General features: G+C 44.4%; 20 protein-coding genes. 18 read left to right on the top strand and 2 right to left on the bottom strand.

Going from position 1 to position 19,807, the window contains the following annotated elements:
- Positions 1-4: 4 nt before the first annotated feature.
- The 14 genes from G589_RS19220 to G589_RS0107255 all read left to right on the top strand — a co-directional run bounded on the left by G589_RS19220 (position 5) and on the right by G589_RS0107255 (position 14,364).
- The gene (locus tag G589_RS19220; RefSeq protein ID WP_242826430.1) at positions 5-736 is read left to right on the top strand and encodes a DUF5672 family protein; all 732 of its coding nucleotides are present in this window, start codon (positions 5-7) and stop codon (positions 734-736) included.
- Between the two features lie 5 nt (positions 737-741).
- Entirely contained in the window at positions 742-1,695 is a 954-nt protein-coding gene (locus G589_RS0107315) for a glycosyltransferase (RefSeq protein ID WP_026521641.1), read from the top strand.
- Positions 1,696-1,698: 3 nt separating this feature from the next.
- The gene (locus G589_RS0107310; RefSeq protein ID WP_026521640.1) at positions 1,699-2,400 is read left to right on the top strand and encodes an FkbM family methyltransferase; all 702 of its coding nucleotides are present in this window, start codon (positions 1,699-1,701) and stop codon (positions 2,398-2,400) included.
- Complete coding sequence (locus tag G589_RS21050) at positions 2,400-3,452, top strand: glycosyltransferase family 2 protein (RefSeq protein WP_026521639.1); 1,053 nt, start codon at positions 2,400-2,402, stop codon at positions 3,450-3,452. The genes G589_RS0107310 and G589_RS21050 overlap by 1 nt, the downstream gene beginning before the upstream one ends.
- Entirely contained in the window at positions 3,449-4,636 is a 1,188-nt protein-coding gene (locus G589_RS0107300; protein ID WP_026521638.1) for a hypothetical protein, read from the top strand. Before G589_RS21050 ends, G589_RS0107300 begins: the two co-directional genes overlap by 4 nt.
- The gene (locus G589_RS0107295) at positions 4,620-5,987 is read left to right on the top strand and encodes a DUF3329 domain-containing protein (protein WP_026521637.1); all 1,368 of its coding nucleotides are present in this window, start codon (positions 4,620-4,622) and stop codon (positions 5,985-5,987) included. The genes G589_RS0107300 and G589_RS0107295 overlap by 17 nt, the downstream gene beginning before the upstream one ends.
- Before the next feature lie 18 nt (positions 5,988-6,005).
- Positions 6,006-7,001: a glycosyltransferase family 2 protein gene (locus G589_RS21045; protein ID WP_051192239.1), complete on the top strand. Its 996-nt coding sequence runs from the start codon at positions 6,006-6,008 to the stop codon at positions 6,999-7,001.
- Between the two features lies 1 nt (position 7,002).
- Positions 7,003-8,190 carry a polysaccharide pyruvyl transferase family protein gene (locus G589_RS19205; RefSeq protein ID WP_035775604.1) on the top strand — a complete coding sequence of 396 codons (1,188 nt, stop codon included), beginning with the start codon at positions 7,003-7,005 and terminating at the stop codon, positions 8,188-8,190.
- Positions 8,191-8,211: 21 nt separating this feature from the next.
- Positions 8,212-9,141 (top strand): alpha-1,2-fucosyltransferase, encoded by a 930-nt coding sequence (locus G589_RS0107280; protein WP_026521636.1) that lies wholly within the window; start codon positions 8,212-8,214, stop codon positions 9,139-9,141.
- 5 nt (positions 9,142-9,146) lie between these two features.
- Positions 9,147-10,673 carry a lipopolysaccharide biosynthesis protein gene (locus G589_RS0107275; RefSeq protein ID WP_026521635.1) on the top strand — a complete coding sequence of 509 codons (1,527 nt, stop codon included), beginning with the start codon at positions 9,147-9,149 and terminating at the stop codon, positions 10,671-10,673.
- A gap of 9 nt (positions 10,674-10,682) precedes the next feature.
- A complete protein-coding gene (locus G589_RS0107270; RefSeq protein ID WP_026521634.1) occupies positions 10,683-11,771 on the top strand; it encodes a glycoside hydrolase family 88 protein in 1,089 nt (362 codons plus the stop codon).
- A 129-nt stretch (positions 11,772-11,900) separates the two neighbouring features.
- The gene (locus tag G589_RS19200; RefSeq protein ID WP_035775602.1) at positions 11,901-12,158 is read left to right on the top strand and encodes a hypothetical protein; all 258 of its coding nucleotides are present in this window, start codon (positions 11,901-11,903) and stop codon (positions 12,156-12,158) included.
- A 197-nt stretch (positions 12,159-12,355) separates the two neighbouring features.
- Positions 12,356-12,913, top strand: a complete 558-nt coding sequence (gene rbr / locus G589_RS0107260; protein ID WP_022770355.1) for a rubrerythrin — start codon at positions 12,356-12,358, stop codon at positions 12,911-12,913.
- A 227-nt stretch (positions 12,914-13,140) separates the two neighbouring features.
- On the top strand, positions 13,141-14,364 hold the full coding sequence (locus G589_RS0107255; RefSeq protein WP_022770354.1) for a 6-phosphofructokinase: 1,224 nt from the start codon (positions 13,141-13,143) through the stop codon (positions 14,362-14,364).
- A gap of 73 nt (positions 14,365-14,437) precedes the next feature.
- Here the strand turns inward: G589_RS0107255 and G589_RS0107250 are convergent, their stop codons facing one another.
- On the bottom strand, positions 14,438-14,902 hold the full coding sequence (locus G589_RS0107250) for an Hsp20/alpha crystallin family protein (RefSeq protein ID WP_026521632.1): 465 nt from the start codon (positions 14,900-14,902) through the stop codon (positions 14,438-14,440).
- 248 nt (positions 14,903-15,150) lie between these two features.
- Entirely contained in the window at positions 15,151-15,702 is a 552-nt protein-coding gene (locus tag G589_RS0107245) for a DJ-1 family glyoxalase III (protein ID WP_026521631.1), read from the bottom strand.
- A gap of 662 nt (positions 15,703-16,364) precedes the next feature.
- Between G589_RS0107245 and G589_RS0107240 the strand changes: the two genes are divergently transcribed.
- From G589_RS0107240 to flgK, 4 genes are all read left to right on the top strand, one after another.
- On the top strand, positions 16,365-16,904 hold the full coding sequence (locus G589_RS0107240; protein WP_051192238.1) for a CYTH domain-containing protein: 540 nt from the start codon (positions 16,365-16,367) through the stop codon (positions 16,902-16,904).
- Between the two features lie 287 nt (positions 16,905-17,191).
- The gene (gene flgM / locus G589_RS0107235; protein WP_022765804.1) at positions 17,192-17,470 is read left to right on the top strand and encodes a flagellar biosynthesis anti-sigma factor FlgM; all 279 of its coding nucleotides are present in this window, start codon (positions 17,192-17,194) and stop codon (positions 17,468-17,470) included.
- 39 nt (positions 17,471-17,509) lie between these two features.
- Positions 17,510-18,028 (top strand): flagellar protein FlgN, encoded by a 519-nt coding sequence (locus tag G589_RS0107230; RefSeq protein WP_022770348.1) that lies wholly within the window; start codon positions 17,510-17,512, stop codon positions 18,026-18,028.
- 116 nt (positions 18,029-18,144) lie between these two features.
- Positions 18,145-19,803, top strand: coding sequence for a flagellar hook-associated protein FlgK (gene flgK / locus G589_RS0107225; protein ID WP_026521629.1), 1,659 nt, complete (start codon positions 18,145-18,147; stop codon positions 19,801-19,803).
- Positions 19,804-19,807: the final 4 nt, after the last annotated feature.

The following is a 19,807-nucleotide window of genomic DNA, read 5'->3' as shown; positions in this document are numbered from 1 at the left end:
AAAGATGTCAAAGAAAGAAAAACTTAAATTGCCAAAGGTCACAGTTGTGGCTATGACAAGTGTAAATATATATGAGACCGTTAAGGCTATGAAGTACAGCATGCGGGATATAGAGTTTGGCGACGCTGTGCTGATCACAGACAAAAAGCCCTGGTATCTGCCAAAGAGCATCAGATACAGTCACACGAGTAAACTCGACAGCATCGATGCCTTTAACTACAAGATGGTCTATGAACTTAAGGACCACATAAAAACTGAATACTGCCTTGTGGTACATGCAGATGGCTTTGTCATTCATCCCGAGCTTTGGAGAGATGATTTCCTTGATTATGATTACATCGGTTCACCCTGGCCTCTTCCCACCAACGATTACGCCTACAGGGACAGCAATGGTGAGATTAGCAGAGTAGGTAACAGTGTCTCCATAAGGTCTATGAAGTTATTGAAATATCCATCGGAGCACAATCTCAAGTGGGAGAAAGTGTATGATGATGTTTACAACGAAGATGTCTTTTTATGCTGTACCCATAAAAATGAGATGGAAAGGGATGGCCTTAAGTGGGCGCCTATAGAGGTCGCAGTTCACTTTGCCAGAGAGCATGCACTTCCTGAGAATAAAGGAATTGAGCCCTTTGCCTTTCATAAATGGAGAGGTGAAAATGCAGGATATCCAAGGTTTATGAGTCCTGCTAAGCGCTTAAAAGCAGTGCTTAGGAGCCTTAGGTTTTGGAGGTAAACAGAATGGTATATGATTGTTTTCCATTCTTCAATGAAGTTGATATATTAAAGCTCAGACTGAATATCCTGAATCCTTATGTGGACAGATTTGTTATTGAAGAGTCAACGGTGACTTTCTCCGGAGAACCCAAGGAGCTGGTGTTTGAGAAGTACAAAGATCAGTTTAAAGAGTTCCTGGACAAGATCACATATATTGTTGTGGATGATACTCCCATTGAGGGAGCTGACACTTACGTCAGGGACTACTATCAGAAAAACAACCTTATAAAGGGACTTAAGGACGCCACCAGTGATGATGTCATCATCATGAGTGATGCGGATGAGATTCCATGTCCCGAGACCTTAAAGAACATAATCGACAATTTCGATAAGACTAAGGTTTATCATCTGGCTCAGCGTAATTTCTATGTTTACGTAAACAACGAGGAAAAGAGCGGAAAGCTCCTTTCAATAACCAAGGAGTTCCCTGATATTCCCGAGAGTGAGAGGCTTTGGCTTGGAACAAAGATCTGCAACATCGACAACATCCCTAAGGAGGGAATAGTCAGGCTTAGAGATCTTGTTCCGGTAACAGATCCAAGAAGTGTCAGAGTTCCTAATGGTGGATGGCACTTCGGATATATGGGCGGATATGGTGAAAAGGATCCTATGAAGAGGATCGGAATCAAGACCAAGGCTGCTGCCCATCAGAACTTTAACGAGCGCGAAGTATTGGCAGAGACCATGGACCACCTTATCCTGGGAATGGATATATTTGGCAGGGATGCGCACTTTGAGCGCGTAGAGGTTGATGATACCTATCCTGTATATCTAAGGGAACACATAGATGAATATCAGCACTTTGTGCTTGGAAAGATCACATTTGGAATGAAGCTGTATCACAGGCTTGATATGACTGTGGGACGCTTCTTCAGAAAGGCTGTTCACAAAATTCTAAGGATGGCCGGGAGGAACTAAGTAATGAGTTTTTTAGGAAAAATTGCAAAAGCCATGCCTTGGACCAAAAAGGCTTATGAGGCTTGTAAGCTTGAGTATGAATATCTTTTTAAGATGGGCCCGAAAGACAAAGCACTGGTCAGATTCAGAAGAGCCGGCGGAGAAGCGCTCAGATTCAGATATGACATTAAGGACAGTGATGTTGTTTTTGATCTTGGCGGATATAAAGGAGATTGGGCAGCCAAGCTTCCTAACATGAACTGTCAGATTTACATATTTGAACCTGTAAAAAAGTTCTCTGAGGATTGCAGCAACAGATTCAAAGACTACGACAATATCCACTGCTTTGCATTCGGTCTTGATGCCACTACACATAAGGCTGATATCTCACATGAAGCAGACGGATCTTCCCAGTATCACAATCAGGGAGACACCGAAGTTGCAGAGTTTGTCAGCATCGAAGAATTCATGAATGAGCATGACATACATAGAGTAAAGCTCATGAAGATGAATATTGAGGGCGGCGAATATGACATCCTTGAGGAGCTTATCCGCTCCGGAAGGATCAGTGAATTTGAAAATATCCAGATACAGTTTCATGACATTCCCGAGATCAACTCGGAGGCGCGCATGAAGAAGATATGGGAGGATCTGGACAAGACACATAAACTTACATGGGCTTATAGGCCATATATACACGAGAACTGGGAGCTGAAAAACAAGTAATGTTGTTCTCAATCGTAATTCCTGTCCACAATGGGGAAAAGTACATAGACGAATGTTTATCTTCGGTCCTGTCTCAGGAAGATACCTTCTATGGCCCGGTAAAAGACCTTTTGGAGGTGATCATTGTTGAGAACGGATCTTCTGATAATACGCCGCAAATTGCGGATGAGTATGCCCAAAAGTACCCGTTTATAAAAGCTCTTCACAGAGGGAAGATAGGTCTTTTTGCAGCCAGACAGGAAGGCTTTCTGGAGGCGGCAGGCGACTGGGTTCTCTCTCTTGATGCTGACGACAAGCTTGAGAAAAATGCTATAAAAGAGCTTGCCATCAGGGTTAACCAGACGATTTCCGGCTGGAACGAAGCAGATCTTGTGATCTTCAGGGCCAGGAGAAATGGCGGAAATGGCAAAGGCGGCATTATTCCCGCTTGCGATTTCGAGGACAACAAGGTCTACTTGGGACCTGAGAAAGAAGCCTTTTACCATCAGTTCTGCATGGACGATTCCCTAAACAGCATGTGGACCAAGTGTATAAAGAGAAGCATTGCTGCCATGGATCACGACATTTTCCTCAATAACGGAGAGGATCTGTACCAGACAACCAGGTATCTGGAAAGAGCAAGGGGCATAGCTTTTGTTGACAGGGCTCTGTATCTGTACAGCGTCGGAAATCCCAGCATGACATCCACATACAATAAGTCTTTTTTGGATAACCAGAAGGTTGTATGGGCAGCCATGGATGAGTTTTTGGATAAAAGAGGTAACGATACCTTCAGGGACTGGGTAAGTGCCAGGAAGTCTCTGACCTGCGCAATATTTGTCGCAGGGATAATCTATTCGGGTATTGGCCTTGGCAAAAAGAAAGAGGCTCTTACCGCTCTCATGCAGGATGAGTTTTACAAAGAGTATGCCAATAGAGATCTTCCCGACTGGGCTCCTGAGCAGTCAGTATTTGTGCATGCGCTGATGACCGGAAAAAGCCCGAGGGCGAGACTTTTAAGAAACGCTTTTAAATTTGACATTAAGACTTTTATAAAAAGAGCTTTGAGATGAAACTACTTACTGATGAAAACAGAAAGAAAATAGTAGATGCGCTGTTTTATATTGCGCTTACCATAGAGCTGGTTCTGATGATAGTGGAAAAGAGCGAGTTGCCTTTTACCTATGAGAGCTATGTGTTCAGGGCTACGTTTCTTCTGACCTTTTTGGCAGTGCTCATAATGAAGCACGACAGGAAGGAATGGATATTTATCGCAGTTATCTGGGCTATAGCTGCTGTGAGCTATTATATATGCGGCAAGAATGATATGCTCAGAGTGGTAACGCTTCTAATGGCAGCCAGGGATATTGACCTGAAAAAGGCCATGAAATATTGCTTTTATGTGTGCATTGTCGGCTTTATGCTGATAGCTCTTTTGGCCTGTGCCGGTGTACTTGGAAATATAGTTTTTGTATTTGACTACGGAAGAGGTGTTGGAGAGGAAACCAGATACACCTTTGGATTCGGACACCCCAATACACTCTTTAGCTCCGTATTTGTATTGATCCTGATGTGGATATGGATATACGGAAGGACGGCAGGAGTTTTGCCGTATATTGTTCTGGTTGTTTCTTCAGTCATAATAACGGTTTTGACCAAGTCAAGGACCAGCGCCCTGATACTGGCAGCAACAATAGTACTGGCCATCGTGTTCAGGCTGTTCCCGAAACTGGCAGATCTCAAGGTGATGTATATTCTTGAGACTCTTATATCTCCTGTATTTTGCATTGTTATTTCAGTCCTTGCAGCAGGCTGGACAGGAGCGATGTATGTCGGAGATAAGTTCTTTTGGAACCTTGGAGATCTCTACTGGAAAGTAGAAAAAGTATTGAACTACAGGATGAGCACTATTTACTACGAGGCAGCAAACAGAGATGCGGTGCTTTCCAAATGGAAGCTGTTTTCAGCCCATGGTACGGATTCCTATTTTGATATGGGCTTTGTAAGGATCTTTTACTGGTACGGAATAATTCCGGCGGTGCTACTTGTCATCGCACTTCTGGCAGTGATCTATATGTGCTGGAAAAAGAAGGACATCTGGACAATGATACTCATATTTGCACTGTCCGTTTATACTATAGTTGAGGCCACCTTTGTGACAAGGTATCTGGGCCGTGATTTCTTTTTACTGATTGCAGGGGTTTACTTGGGATATTACTTTAAGGATAAAGGTGAATCAGATGTCGGAAAAGCTTAGGAAGAGACTGTTTCAATTGACAGTCCTTGCAAACTTCATAATGGTGTTCATATATCAGTACTTAACACCGTATATGTCTGATGATGTCATTTACTGGGACGAGGTAGCCAAAGCAAACAACTTTTTTGATCTGTTTGCGCAGGAATATGCTCAGTACCTGGACCATAGCGGAAGAAGTGTTGCGCACATCATTCTCAGGATATTCTTATACGCAGATAACAAGCTGATATTTGATGTTGTGGCAGCAGTTGTCTTTGTACTGGTGTCGATGCTTATCTACATCAACGTTGATCATAGGAAAGCCTACGATATCAGAGTATATTCAGCAATTACATTACTGCTCTGGCTGTTTGATCCTACCATCAATAACAGCGTGTTCTGGATGGACGGCGCCTGCAATTACATGTTTACCGGATGTATTGTGCTGGGCTTTGTCACTCTTTTCAGGAAATCCGTTAAGACAAGCAGGCTCGGGACAATCGGTTTTGCGATCGGAATGTTCTTTTATGGAGTTGTAGCCGGCTGGTGTAATGAGAATACATCAGGTGCTATTATGGTATACATGCTGGTTATGATGTTTGCAGTATATAAAAAGGATAAAAACATCAGGAATCTGAGACCGTGGATGCTAGCAGGCTTTGTGGGAACACTTACCGGTTTCGTGATCATGATAACAGCCCCGGGAAATCTCAAAAGGGCAGCAGCTGCTGAGGAAGCACATACAGGTCTGCTTGCGCTTTTGGCCAGATTTTTGAAGATTACTTTGAACATCAAGACCGGTTATCTGATCCTGGTATTTGTATTCATAGCTATAGCGATCGCTATTGCCTATAAATGTAAAAATGCTGCTGACTTTTTGGACAAGGCATCGGGAATGCTGCTGTTTGGATTTTTATTCCTGGTAACCTGTTACGCACTTTTGGCTGTTCCAAATTCTCAGCTCAGAACATACTATGGCGCAAGCCTCTTTTTGATGACAGCCATTGTTTCCGGATTTGCGTGGCTTGTAAACGAGGGCTATGATGAAGCGCTGGTTCAGACCATAGCAACTTCTTTGGTGACTATTTTCGGAGTTTTACTCATATTTACATACATTGAGGAAGGTGCAAATCTCGCCAGGATCAAGCGCGAATTTGATGAGCGTGATGCATATCTGACAGAGCTTGCTAAAACAGGTGTTGATGATGTCTATGCGCCGATGCTCCGTCCGGATTGGGAGAGCAGATACTCTATGGCTTATGTTTCGGACTATACTGAAGATCCGTTGTATTGGCTAAACCTGGCCTATGCACAGCACTATGGATTCGACACAGTAGCCGGCATACCAAGAGAGGATTGGACCGAATATTAACGTTAGTTTGGGAGAAGTATGGAAGAAAACAGGGAGATATTAGTAAGTATAATAATTCCTGTCTATCAGGCTAAAGACACACTGGATAGGTGTGTCTTATCTTGTTTAAATCAGAAGTTTGTAAAAGAGGGCGAGATCGAGGTCATTCTGGTGGATGACGGGTCAACAGACGGATCTTCTGAAATATGTGACCGCCTTGCAAAAGAGGATGAGCACGGCCGCGTACAGGTAGTGCATACTGAGAATCATGGAGTGTCCCACGCCAGGAACGTAGGCCTTGAGCACGCCGGCGGAAGGTTTGTTGTCTTTGTAGATTCCGATGACGAGGTCAAGGCAGGATACCTTGAGACTCTGATGAAGTACGCTGACGAGGGGACGAGCCTTGTGGACGAGACAAGGTCTTTTACCGGAAATACAAAGCTCAGCGGCTTTCAGTACATTGAGAACTCGGTCCTTGATCACAACACCCATGTCTGGGGCAAACTTTTTGAGAGAAAGAGCATTGAGGAAGGGCAGGTACGTTTCAAAGAGGGCCTGGCAATAGGCGAAGATCTTCTGTTCCTTTTGGATTTTGCAATCTCTCAGGGGAAAAGACATACTATAAAGTGTATAGAGGATGGGAACTATATTTACACTGAGAATGCTGCCGGAGCAATGAAGCAGGAATTCAAGGAGAGCTATCTGGGCGAGATCCTGTCCTGGAGAGAGGCTGAGGAAAAGCTTTTGCCCTATAAGAATGAGATGAGCAGGGACGCTTTCGTGGACCTGTCTGTGAATCAGATTCTGACTGCATTTTTGGTGATTGGCAAGGTGGCGGTTCTTGGGCAGGATAAAAGAGATAATGACCTGGCAAGGCTTGCAGTGGACGAGGCCAAAGGCCAGATAGAGCATGCGCTTAAGACGCAAGGGGTATTTGCAGCACTTCCTTTGGGGCACAAGATAAAAGTGGCTCTGCTGCGTTTGAGCCCGGAATTGTATCTGAAACTCTATGGCAAGCACAAGGGAAAAGGATAATATGATAGATTTAAGTAGACCTATAATTCTATATATGCATGCCGGAAGCGGAAATCATGGGTGTGAGGCCATTGCGGACAGCACCATCAAGCTGATACACAGATTAAGGCTTGAGCAGGGGTGCGATGTGGAGAAGGTGCCGGCGCCTGTGATCATTTCCAATGACGCTGATGAGGACAGGAAATATGTCCTGGGCGAGCTGGAGAAGCAGGGGCTTTGCGTGCTTACCACGGAGCGTCATATAGACAGGGATTTTCTGGCTCATGTCTTTTATTACGGATGGCGCAAGATAACCGGAGATAAGCAGTCTTTCATGCGTTACAGGTTTAAGGATGCATACAGGGACTATGAGAAAGAATGCAGGAGATGTGGTGCTTTTGGGGATTTGGCGAACAAGAAACCGCTTGCCATCTCCATTGGAGGCGACAACTACTGCTATCCTGAGATGGTGCCTGATCTGATACTGGCCCATGATTATTTTATTAAAAGAGGTTTTGAGACTATCCTGTGGGGATGCTCGATTGAGCCTGATTCCCTTAAGGATGCAGCTCTTTTAAAGGACCTGACAAGGTTTGACAGGATATATGCCAGGGAGTCGATAAGCTTTAATGCTTTGCTTGAGGCAGGTCTTTCTGCGGATAAGTTAGAGCTGCGTAAGGATCCGGCCTTCGAGCTGGAGACTGCAGAACCACCGGCTTTGGAGGGCTTTATTCCGGGGAAGACTGTGGGCATAAACTTAAGTCCCATGGTGCTTGACAGGGCCGGAGATCCTGAGCTTGTAAGAGAGGGCTACAGGAATTTCATCAGATATATCCTGGATAAAACCGATAACAACATCGCTTTTGTTCCGCATGTTGTTTGGAGCAGTAACGATGACAGAAAGCCGCTTACAGAGCTCTATAATGAGTTCAAGAATACCGGGCGAGTGGTTATTATTGGGGATGCGCCTGCAGAGATCTTAAAGGGCTATATATCAAAGTGCAGCTTCTTTGTGGGGGCCAGAACCCACAGTACTATAGCTGCTTACAGCTCAGGGGTTCCGACTCTTGTAATAGGCTATTCAGTAAAAAGTCGCGGTATTGCTACGGATCTGTTCGGAACTTGTGACAATTATGTATTACCGGTTCAGGAGCTTTCTGATCCGCAGGGACTGATCCGTTCTTATGAGTTTATTATGGGAAATAAGTAATAAATATTTGGGGGAGATAATATGCTGATTATTCAGATCGCCGGGGGGCTTGGAAATCAGATGCAGCAGTACGCTGTTTACACCAAGCTTCGTGAAATGAGGAAGGACGTCAAGCTTGATTTGTCCTGGTTTGACCCGCAGGTCCAGAAGAATATGCTGGCGCCAAGGGAGTTTGAGCTTCCGATCTTTGGAGGCACGGACTATGAGGAGTGCAGCGCTTATGAGAGGGATGCTCTTCTTAAACAAGGCGCGTTTTCAGCACTTACAGGCAAGGTGCTCAAAAAGCTGGGTCTTAGAGACGAGGCCAATCCAAAGGTCTTTTCCGAAAAAGAGATGTACCATCCGGAAGTGTTCGAGCTGGAGGATAAGTACATAAAGGGCTACTTTGCCTGCCAGAAATACTATGGGGACATCATGGACAAGCTCCAGGAGAAGTTCATCTTCCCTGAGCATTCAGATCCGGACCTTCATGCAAGGAACATGGCACTGGCTGAGCGCATGGAGAGGGAGCCTTCTGTCAGTGTTCACATCAGAAGAGGCGACTATCTGGATCCTTCTAATGTTGCGATATTGGGGAATATCGCCACTGAGGAGTACTATCAGGGCGCAATGGATTACTTTACGGTAAAAGAGCCTGATACACATTTTTACATATTCACCAGTGACCACGAGTACGCTCGTGAAAAGTTCTCGGACGAGAGCAGGTACACCATTGTTGATTGGAACAACGGCAAGAACAGTGTTCAGGACCTTATGCTCATGAGTCACTGCAAGGGCAATATCTGTGCGAATTCCACCTTCAGCTTCTGGGGAGCAAGGCTCAACAAGAGGCCTGACAAGACGGTGATCCGCACTTACAAAATGAGAAACAACCAGCCGGTAAATCCGGAGATCATGCATGATTACTGGAAGGGCTGGATACTAATGGACGAAAAAGGAAGCATCATCTAAGTTCTATGGGAAGAGTCAAGTCGGCAACAAGAAATATCGCCTTCGGGTATGTGGGACAGATCGCAACGGCGCTGATGTCGTTTATTTTGCGAACTGTCTTTATCATGCACTTAAATGAGGATCTTCTTGGAATTAACTCCACTTATGGAAATATTCTCTCGCTCCTTAACATGGCGGAGTTGGGAATCGGAACAGCTCTCAATTTCAGTCTCTACGGGCCTGTTGCCAGGGGAGAGAAAGAGAAGATCAAGTCATATATGCAGCTCTATCGCAAGGCGTACTTTATTATCGCCTGTGTTGTTGCTGCTGTCGGACTTTTGCTTACTCCGTTCCTTCAGTACTTCAAATTGAGGTCACCTGAGAATACTTCAGTCAGGGAACTGACAATCTACTATCTGATCTTCCTGTTCAATACTGTCAGCAGTTATTTTGTGGCGTACAAGTACAGCCTCATAAATGCTGAGCAGAAGAACTATATTCAGACCAATATCCTTACAATAACAAAAGTTATTGTTGTGTTCCTTCAGATAATAGTTGTTATTGTAACAAAGAACTTCCTGCTCTATCTCCTTACGGATGCTGTGGTTCAGCTCATCCAGAAGATCTTTGTCTCAAAGTTTTTGGACAAGATGTATCCGTTCCTCAAGGAGAAGAATGTTGAGAAGCTATCCAAGGAAGAGAGCGATGAGGTCTGGAAAAAGACTAAGGCCCTGGTCTTCCACAAGGTGGGAGATGTGGCGAGACTTCAGACAGATGCACTTATTATTTCGACTTTTGTGGAAGTTGCTATGGCGGGCGTTGTTGATAACTACAACATGGTCATCAGCACAGTTTCGAATTTCGTAAATATAATTTTCAATTCGGTTATCTCAAGCTTTGGAAATCTCATTGCAACTGAATCGAGGGAGAAGCAGTTTTCCATGTTTAAAGTCTACAGGTTCTTCGCATCCTGGATTTATGGATTCTCCTGCGTGGGATTCATGGTTCTTTTAACACCGCTTATAAGGATTTGGCTTGGAGATCACTGGATCCTCACGTCAGCAGCTGTGTATTGCATCCTTATCGACTACTATTTCAAGGGCGACAGGATTGTCCTTAGTAACTATAAGACTGCAGCCGGAGTATTCGAGCCTGATAAGTATCTGGCGCTGATCCAGGGAGTTGTAAACCTTGTTATCTCTATTTTGCTGGTGCAGACACCTCTTGGAATAACCGGTATTTACATTGGAACCATCGTTTCGGGTCTTATTGCTAACGTCACAAAGCCGATTATCATCTACAGGGAGTGCTTTGATATGAAGGCCGGAAGCTACTTTGTTGATACCGCGAAGTACCTGGCAAGCCTCGTGTTTGTGCTGGTGGTTTCACAGCTTATCAGCGTTAATGTTCTTGCAAACCTGAATATCCTTACATTTATACTGATGGCGATCATCATCACCGTTTTGTTCAACGGCTTTTACTTTGTTCTGTACGGAAGAAGCGAGGAGTTTAAGTATCTCACAGGTAAGGTTCGTGAGAAGCTTGGCAGATGAGGGAGATAAATGACTGAGAGAGAAAAACAGATCATAAACGAGGCTATAGCAGAGCTTGAGACCATAATGGAGGTCTCTCTTGGGCAGATGGCAAAGGACCTGGTTAAGAGTGCTCTTGGAAGATCAGTTCGCACCAAGGATCCCATGTTCTGGCCTGCCGGGATGCTGATGCTGGGGCTTGCGGAAGCCAGGAAAAAGGTTGTTCTGGATGGCGATGAAGGTCTTGTTAGCAGGATCGACGAGGCGTTTCTTGGGCATATCAGACTCTGGAAAGAAAAATATGATAAGAAGATTTCTTATATAGATGATGCGCTCTCAGGCGTTGCCTTTATCAGGCTCTATGAGCAGCTTGAGGAAGGAAGGCTCAGAACGGAATGTAGGAGCATAGCGGACGGGATTTATAAGTATCTGCTTAGCGCTGCCAGAGATGGCGAAGAGACGATCGTCTATAACTCTGACAGGAGCGCTTGTAATGTCTTTGCTGATGGAATCGGGCAGACATCGATGTTTCTTTCAGCCTATGGTAAGGCCTTTGGCGTGGATGATGCAAGAAAGTTGGCTAAGCTCCAGCTTAAGAACTTTTTAAAGCATGGAATGGACGAGAGGAGCGGACTTCCGTATCATGGCTATGCTCTCTTGGACGACGGAGCAATCTGCGAAAAGAGGGGAATCCTCTCATGGGGCAGAGCTGCCGGATGGCTTATCATGGGGCTTTCTGAGTATGTAAAGGGGTCTGAGAGCAGACTTGAGAATCAGGGAAGTACATTGGTTCAATGGTATAGGGAGCTGTCGAAAGCTCTTTTGACTTATCAGAAAGCTGAGGGTGGCTACGGCTGGCAGGTGCAGGCTGTTGACGGACATCTGGATACATCGGCTACGGGGATGATAGTGTATGGCTTGCTGAACGGTGGTGGTTCGGAGGTTACTGATGTTGAGGTGTCGCTAAAGGCTCTTTTGACAAATGCTGATGGCGGAAAGGTCACGAGTGCCCTTAGTTCCTGCGATGACTTTGGCGTTCACTACCAGAATTATGGTGCATATCCCTGGGGACAGGGGGCGGCGCTGGCTGCGATCTCGCTGGGACGTATTGAGGAATAAAAGGGATATTTGGGGCACTTCCAAGTCTTGTCAAAAAAGTAGTAATGTGGTACATTATATGTAGTAATAAAAACTACATGTGAGTTAGTCGATAACTACTTGATTGATAAAGGTTTTTGGAGGAGCACTATGAATACTAAGGAATTGAAAGCTTATTTTGAGGAACATCTGGTACCTAGTAAGCTCTACAAGATCGGTGGATCACACAAGAACAGGATCTGCCTTGATAAGACTGAGAACGGATGGGCAGTATACTTCCAGGACAAGAAGGAGAAGATCGGAGTCCTGAACTTCGTCGACGAGGCTTCCGCCTGCAACCGTATGAAGGACGAGCTCAGAAAGCTCATGGAACAGCTCTACGGACTGACCTGGGCCGGAGCAAGGTAAGACCGGTAATATGAGTTTAGCTTGTGACCGTTTGAGTTGTAGACTTTAACAACAGAATAGACCGCAATAGAGACGCCTGATAAATTATAAATCCCTCACTCACAGACGTCTCTTTTTTTATATCTTTTCCGGGGGAGAGTGTGGTAGAATTATTCTATGGCAACATAGACGCGTTTCTCGCATAGAAAGGGGATTTTATGGCTAATCTTGAGACAAGAACTAATGAACTTAAGGGAACTGAGACCGAGAAGAATTTGATGGCAGCCTTTGCTGGGGAATCTGAGGCACGCAACAAGTATACTTACTTTGCTTCAAAGGCTAAGAAGGACGGCTATGTACAGATCGGACAGATCTTCGAGGCTACAGCAGCTAATGAGAAGGAACATGCTAAGCTTTGGTACAAGATCCTTTCCGGAATCGGCACAACTGTTGATAACCTCAATGCAGCAGCTGACGGAGAGGCTTACGAGTGGAAAGAGATGTATCCTTCATTTGCCAAGAAGGCAAGAGAAGAGGGATTTGATGACATCGCTGATCTCTTTGAGCAGGTAGCAGCTATTGAGAAAGAGCACGAGGAGAGATACAGAAAGCTCCTTAAGAACATCGAGGATGGAATTGTATTCTCTGCTGACGGCGATACAATCTGGGAGTGCTCAAACTGCGGACATATCGTAGTTGGACCTAAGGCTCCGGAGGTTTGCCCTGTATGTAATCATCCTCAGGCTTACTTCATGAAGAAGGCTCAGAACTACTAATATGATATGAATAGTTAATAGAAAAGAGCTGTCGCACCGATATGGTGTGGCAGCTTTTTTGATGTTTTTTGAAATCCGGACCGCTTTGGGCTGAGAATACAAATAGTTCAAAAAACACCATTTTTATTTAAATGTAAGCTCTTACATGAGAATATATTTAACGTTATCATTTTATTATAAAGCAATTAACTATATATCAAGTTATCAATCAAATGGAGGGACGGGTAATGAAGAATACAATAGTAGGACAGTCCGGAGGACCGACGTCAGTCATCAATTCCAGTCTTGCAGGGGTTTTTGAGGCGGCAAAGAGTCGCGGATCTGAGCATGTTTACGGCATGTGCAACGGCATACAGGGATTTCTGGAAGATAGATATGTTGACCTGGTGGAGATCTTCACAAAGCCGATAGACATAGAGCTTTTGAAGCGCACTCCATCAAGTTATCTTGGCAGCTGCAGGTACAAGCTTCCCGATATTAATGATGATGGGGCAAAAGAGCTTTATGAGAAAATTTTCGCTAAGCTCGATTCCATGAATATTGGATATTTCTTTTACATAGGTGGTAATGACAGCATGGATACCATCAACAAACTTGCTGCTTACGGCGCAGGAAAGGGAAGTGATATACGCTTCATTGGCGTTCCCAAAACTATTGATAACGACCTCACAGTAACCGACCATACTCCCGGCTATGGTTCCGCAGCCAAGTATATCGGAGTTGTGATGAAAGAGATCATCAGAGATGCTACAGTTTACGGCACTAAGTATGTGACTGTAGTTGAAATAATGGGAAGAAATGCCGGATGGCTTACAGCCGCTGCTGCCCTTGCCAAGGGCTGGGACTGCGAGGGCGTTGATATGATCTGCCTTCCCGAAGTTCCCTTTAATGTGGAGAGATTTGTTGAAAAGGTCAGAAAGATGCAGGAGAAAAAGAGCAGCATCGTGATCGCAGTTTCAGAAGGTGTTAAGCTTGAAGACGGACGCTATGTTTGCGAGCTTTCAGATGACGTTCATGCTGTTGATGCTTTCGGACACAAGAGCCTGACGGGTACAGCGCGATTCCTGGCAAACACTATTGCCAAGCAGCTTGATACCAAGACCCGCTGCATAGAGTTGTCCACACTTCAAAGATGCGCTGGTCACCTTACCAGCAGAACAGATATCACCGAGGCATATCAGGTAGGCGGAGCAGCAGTGAAGGCCGCTTTCGAAGGTTGTACCGGCGAAATGGTGGCACTAAAGCGAATTTCCAACGCACCATACCAGTGCACCACAGAACTTCATCCTATTTCAGAGATTGCAAATCTCGAGAAAAAGGTTCCGCTTGAATGGATCAGCGAGGACCACACTCAGATGAAGCAGGAGTTTATTGATTACGCATATCCTCTTATTCAGGCAGAACTGACACCGATGTTTGTAGGTGGTCTGCCACAGCATATTTCCCTTTAATGACATGAAAAAGGCTGTCACACTAGTTCTTAGTATGACAGCCTTTCTTATGTTTATGTTTAGGTCACTGCGATCAATCCTTAACTTCAATCTGGATAGCTTCTTCCTTCTCAGGGATGGCTTCCTTCTTAGGAAGGTTAACGGTAAGAACACCGTTTCTGTACTGAGCGATGATATCCTCAGGCTTAAGGCCTTCTACATGGAATGATCTCTGATATGAAGAGCTTCTTCTCTCGCGGCGGATGTACTTGCCGTTCTCGTCCTTCTCATCCTTGTTCTCATTGTGAGCAGCACTGATTGTCAGAGTGTCATTCTTGAGATCAATCTTGATGTCTTCCTTGTTGAATCCCGGAAGCTCAGCTTCGAGCTGGTAGCAGTTATCCTTTTCAATAACATCCGTTCTCATAAGACCGGTGCTTGATTCAAAAGGCCTTGTCTCTCTAGGGGTTCTGCACTGTCCGCCAAAGAATCCATCGTTAAAGAAATCATCCATCTCATCAAAAATATCATTGTTACTCCAAAGCATAGGCATCAACATAATTATCACTCCTTTTCTATTTATATTTTGTTTGTTGTAGTGTTTTATCCTTTTTATTAGCACTCTCATGTATCGGCTGCTAATTTCTTGTTACAAGTATGTTATAGAACAACTAGAACAAATTGTCAACAAGTTTTTTTCTAAAGAAATTATAAACTGCAAACAATCCCGCAAACACTGGGCTAGCGGGATTGTTATCAAATATATTTCTATGTATTTTTTTGCGGAGATGATCGTATTTACATCTTTTACTGTCTGAAAATGATCTTTTTAGCCATGTCATCGGCAGCTTCTTTGCCTTGGAACTCCTCGATAATAGCTAGTCCAAACGGAATAGCTGTTCCCATTCCGCGGCTGGTGATGAAGTTGCCGTCTTTTACAACCTCTGTGGTCTGAGAATCAGCGCCTTGGAGAAATTCTTCATTTCCGGGATAGCAGGTAGCCTTTTTGCCGTTTAAGACACCCATCTTGCCAAATAATCTGGGCGCTGCGCAGATTGCAGCAAGTTTCTTGCCTGCATCGGCGAAGGCCTTGATCTGAGCCTTCAGAGGTTCGCACGCATCCAGATTGTTGGTTCCCGGCATTCCGCCCGGAAGAATTATCATATCTGTTTCATCAAATTTAATGTCTGAAAGCAGAGCGTCTGCCACAACTGTAATATTGTGAGAACCTGTAACCTGCTTGTTGCCTGTTATTGAGGCTGTTGTTATCTCGATCCCTGCTCTGCGAAGCAGGTCAACAACTGTCAGAGCCTCTATTTCTTCAAATCCTTCTGCCAAGAATATCACTGTCTTTGCCATATCGTGTTCCTCCCTAAATGTTGCTTTGTTTTTCAACTTATTGGTTTCGTAATTCTGCCATGGATGTCTTGCCTACGATAGCATTCACAAGAACAATTCTAGCACAAGAATAGGTGTGGTACTATAATTTGCTGAGTACTTGAATGATCTGTGCCGGCTTGTGGAGCGTTCTTACATAATCAGTGAAGCTCTACTGTATGGGAATAAAAAGCGAATTTTTACAGTTGCGTATAAAGCCGTGATTTGCGCAACTCTACTGTATCTGAACAAAAATTATATGCATACAGTAACCCTGATTGTTAAGCACTGAGTGACCTTACTGTATTTAATCAAAAAGTCTATCCATACACTAGCTCACTTTGAAATGTCTGACTGTATGGGGACGAAAATTTAATCAATACAGTAGAGCCTTGCGATAAATACTGAAAAGACTGAGTGTATAGAATCAAAAATCTAAACCATACAGTAGAACTCGGAGGAAAGCCCTGTAAAGCCTTACTGTATAGAAATAGAATCTTTCTTCCTACCGTAATACCATCGTATATTTTTCGTTTTCAATACAGCTCCTTCGTATTACAATAGGTAAAGGATTGAATACAGGCATGAAAACAAGCACAAATACAGACATATACATAACATCCAAGAAGGAGACCACATAAAGCATGGGCATAGAAATAGAAAGAAAGTTCACAGTAAAAGAGCTCCCGAAGGACTTGGACAAGTACCCGTTCCATGTAATTGAGCAGGGATACCTTAATGTAAGACCCGCTATCAGAGTTCGCAGAGAAGACGACACATATTACATGACCTACAAGAACAGAGATATGTACGCACAGCAAGATGCTTCAGCCCAGCAGGAAGCACAAATCGGTGCCACAGAATACAACCTGCCTCTGGACAAGGACTCCTACGAGCACATGCTCAAAAAGGCCGACGGCAACGTGATCAGGAAAAAGAGATATCTGATTCCGCTCAATACAGATGCGTTCACAGAAGCAGATGCCCAAAACCTGCAGATCGACACAAACGCCCTGAAGATTGAACTCGACGTTTTCGACGCCCCATACGACGGCACAATAATAGCGGAAGTTGAGTTCCCATCTGAAGAGGCAGCAAGCGCCTACAAGCCCGCAGAGTGGTTCAATCAGGACGTCACAGGTGACAAGCGTTACAGCAACGCCCAGATGAGCCTGCGGCAATAAACGCCAAATTTTTTTTCAAAAAATTCTTAAAAAACTCTAAAGTTTTTCCCATACCCTCCGATATAATTACTGAAGGAACGACCGGGTAGGCAAACCAAAAACCCGAGAAATGTAAGGAAACATGGGAAACTAACAACATTTTAATAAAGACCCTGAGCGTATTTTTACCATGAAATTTCCTAAAATTTTCGGGGGAAATATTTTGGGAAAAGAACTAAAGTAATGGAAACTTCTACCGATAAATGTAGTAGAAATGTAAAAAATACTCCAGGGAAGGAGGAAAAGATATGCGAATAGAAGCATACAGTCAGGTTCAGCAGATTTACTCAAACAGCAAAGTAGGTAAACCACAGGCAGCTAAGAAGACCAATGATATCAGAGATACTGTATCATTTTCTTCGATTGGAAAAGATATCCAGGTTGCAAAACAGGCTGTAAGCGCTGCCCCCGATATCAGGGAAGATAAGGTTGCATCGCTCAAAGCTGCTATTAAAAATGGTACTTATGATGTGAGTGGAGAGGCTTTTGCTGATAAGTTACTGGCAAAGTTCGAAGAGCTGGCATAACAGCCCACGCATCAATTTCATATCAGGAGGATGATTCCAGTGGCAAGCCTTATGGAGAATCTTGTTGATGTCCTCGATAAAGAGGGATCAGCATACGAAAAATTACTGGGATTATCTAGCCAAAAGACCACAGTCATTATCAAAGGTGATCTGGAGGCACTTGCAGAAATCACGGATGAGGAGCAGTACATAATAGGAAGTATCCAGGGCCTCGAAAAACAAAGAGTAGAAGCCATGACGGATATAGCAAATGTACTTAACATGGATGTTAATTCATTGAAACTGACCGATCTGATCCAGGTACTTGAAAAAAGACCTACGGAACAGAAGAATCTGGCAATGCAACGCGACAGACTCGCTCAGGTTGCAGATCATGTCAGACGTGTAAACGGACAGAACCAGGAACTGCTCAAAAGTTCCCTCGAAATGGTTCAGTTCGAAATGAACATCATTCAGGCGGCGAAACAGGCTCCACAGACGGCGAATTACTCAAGAGCTGCAGACACTACAGGCGAATGTTTAGGTTACACATCGGGCGGGTTTGATGCAAAGCAGTAACGTCTCACTTGGTAGGAGGTGAGACGGATGCATGTAGATAATCCACCCGGGTGAATACCGTTTTTCGCGGTAGTGTCTTAAATTTTGCCTAAAATAGGGCACGGAGGTTATACATTATGTCTCTCATGGCCAACTTGTATGTAGGTACATCGGGACTCCAAACTTCACAGAATGCGCTCAACACCACAGCGCATAACATGTCGAACGTGGATACTGAAGGGTACACCAGACAGCAGGTTTCTCAGGGAACAAGAGCATATCAGACGCTCGAGAGAAAGTACGAGCAGATTTCCTGGAAACAGATTGGTACCGGCGTAAATTACAATAATTGTAAACAGGTAAGAAGCGACTTTCTTGATCTTTCATTCAGAAGAGAGACAGGAAGGGCGGCTTTTTATGATGTTTCCCTAAAGGCCCTTGAAGAGATAGAAGATCAGCTTCAGGAGATGAACGGATCGGAATTTGCAGACTCTTTAAACAACCTCTGGGTTTCAGTTCAGGAGATGGCAAAAGACCCTTGCTCAGCCGTTACGCAGTCCTCTTTCATTACAAGAGCGAACGAGTTTTTAACAAGAGCAAAAAGCGTATACGACGGACTTGTTTCATATCAGGAAAACCTGGATTCCACAGTAAAGGGAATGTGCGACACCATCAACAAGTACGGCGACAGGATCAGAGAGCTTAACGAAGAGATCGTTTATATAGAGTCAGGTAAGCAGGAGAGTGCCAACGACCTTAGAGATGAGAGAAACCGTCTTTTGGATAAGCTCTCCGAGTACGGAAAGCTTGATTATAATGAAGACGTTTTCGGGAATGTGACAGTTCTTTTCGAAGGATCCACATTTGTAACCAGCGATCACGTAAATCACCTGGCAATTGACACAACCTTAGAGAGCAGCGTAGGATATGCAACCCCTTACTGGGAATACGCAGCTAAGACCGTTGATAACAAGGACGGCTCCAAGACAGTAGTTTCCATCGAAGGAGCGCATGTTTACGACCTGACACAGAACATTTCAACCGTAACAAATACAGATATAGGTAAGCTCAGATCAATCCTTCTTGCAAGGGGCGATCACAACGCAACTTACCATGACATTCAGGAAGATCAGGAGTTCTACAACAGCAACATTTCGCAGTCAGTCATCATGAACGTTCAGGCTGAGTTCGACCAGATGGTGCACCACATCATGACTTCCATCAACGACATCATGGAGCAGGCCGAGAGTAATCCCGCATTTCTCGACAAATCCATGGGCGATGCCAAGGACTTCACACTTTTCATCTGTGCGAATGAAGAGGACAAGCTCACCTACGACATCAACAAGAACATGCCGGCAGGAACAGTTCTTACAGGCTTTACAATAAAGAACTCGCAGATCAATCCAAAGCTCATACAGGAGCCCACTCTTTTCACCTTCAGAACCATAGATGGAAACGAGGACAACACTACAACTACTCTGTTAAAAGAGGCTTTCACCAAGGAGCAGTACACACTGAATCCGAACGTGACCACCAGAAACAGCTTCGTTACTTACTACAACAGCCTTGTATCACAGGTGGCAAACTCAGGTGATGTCTACAACAGCATCAAGGAAGCCCAGGAGCAGACAGTTTCCTCAGTTGAGGCAGCAAGAGAGCAGATCCTCGGAGTATCGAGTGACGAGGAGATGGAATTCATGATCATGTTCCAGAATGCATACAACGCATCAAGCCGATACATCAACGTAGTAAGCGAGATGCTTGAACACCTGGTAACAACACTTGGTGCGTAAAAGA

It is taken from the genome of Butyrivibrio sp. VCB2001, from assembly GCF_000423965.1.
Lineage (GTDB): Bacteria > Bacillota > Clostridia > Lachnospirales > Lachnospiraceae > Butyrivibrio.
The sequence above is the reverse complement of the archived record's forward strand: the minus strand, read 5'-3'. Positions and strand labels throughout refer to the sequence as shown.